This is a genomic window from Collinsella sp. SGI.095 (assembly GCF_050314535.1).
Taxonomy (GTDB): domain Bacteria; phylum Actinomycetota; class Coriobacteriia; order Coriobacteriales; family Coriobacteriaceae; genus Collinsella.
Genome location: NZ_JBNPNG010000055.1, coordinates 1 through 1,066, shown reverse-complemented (window position 1 = coordinate 1,066; position 1,066 = coordinate 1). Strand labels below are relative to the sequence as shown.

Sequence of the window (1,066 nt, the reverse complement as noted above, 5' to 3'; positions counted from 1 at the left end):
GAGGAGGCTCGTCACGGGCGCCGGGGAAGTCGAGCTCAGCGTGCCGAAGCTCCGCGGGGCGACCTTCCAGACGGCCGTCATCGAGCGCTACCGCAGGCGCGAGACCTCGGTCGAGGAGGCCATCGTCGAGATGTACATGGCGGGCGTCTCCACCAGGAGGATCGAGGACGTCTCCGAGCTCCTGTGGGGAGCGCCGGTGTCCTCCGGCACCGTCTCCAACCTCAACGAGAGGGCCTTCGCGTCCATCGAGACATGGCGGCAGAGGCCGCTCGAGGGCGGCTACCCCTACGTCTTCGTCGACGGCATCTACCTCAAGCGCAGCTGGGGAGGGTCCTACGAGAACGTGGCCGTGCTGGTCGCCATCGGCGTCAACTCCGCCGGCGACCGGGAGGTCATCGGCTGCTCCGAGGGGTACACCGAGTCCGCGGAGTCCTGGCGCGAGTTCTTCTCCTGGCTCAAGGGACGCGGGCTCTCCGGCGTACGGCTCGTCACCGGCGACAAGTGCGCGGGGATGCTCGGTGCGCTCGAGGAGGTGTTCCCCGGGGCCCGCTACCAGCGCTGCACGGTGCATTTCTACCGCAACGTGCTGGGAAGGGTTCCCGTGACCAGGCGGAAGGCCGCGGCGCGCATGCTGAAGGCGATCCACGCGCAGGAATCGCGCGAGGCATGCGCCAGAAAGGCCGAGGAGGTGGCGGAGGAGCTGGAATCGATGAGGCTCGGGGCGGCCGCGAGGACGGTGCGCGACGGGTTCGCCGAGACGCTTGCCTACACGGAATTCCCGCCGGAGCACTGGCGCCGGATCAGGACGAACAACGGGATCGAGCGCATCAACCGCGAGATCAGGAGGAGGACGAGGGTCGTCGGGACCTTCCCGGACGGCAACTCTGCCCTCATGCTGGTGACGGCGAGGCTGAAGTACATAGTGGAGCACGAGTGGGGCAAGAGGAGGTACTTGGACATGTCGAAGCTGGAGGAGATGGACGAGCTGAGGGGAAAGGCGGAGGGCTAGAAGAGGACGGGGCCGGAGACGGCTAAATCAATTTGCGAAAGAATCTTGACGGTACCA

The 1,066-nt window shown here is 66.7% G+C and carries 1 protein-coding gene; it reads left to right on the top strand.

Features of this window, described 5'->3' with window-relative positions:
* On the top strand, positions 1–1,009 hold a 1,009-nt coding region (locus ACQRCA_RS08435; RefSeq protein ID WP_427719890.1), incomplete at its 5' end, for an IS256 family transposase.
* Positions 1,010–1,066: the final 57 nt, after the last annotated feature.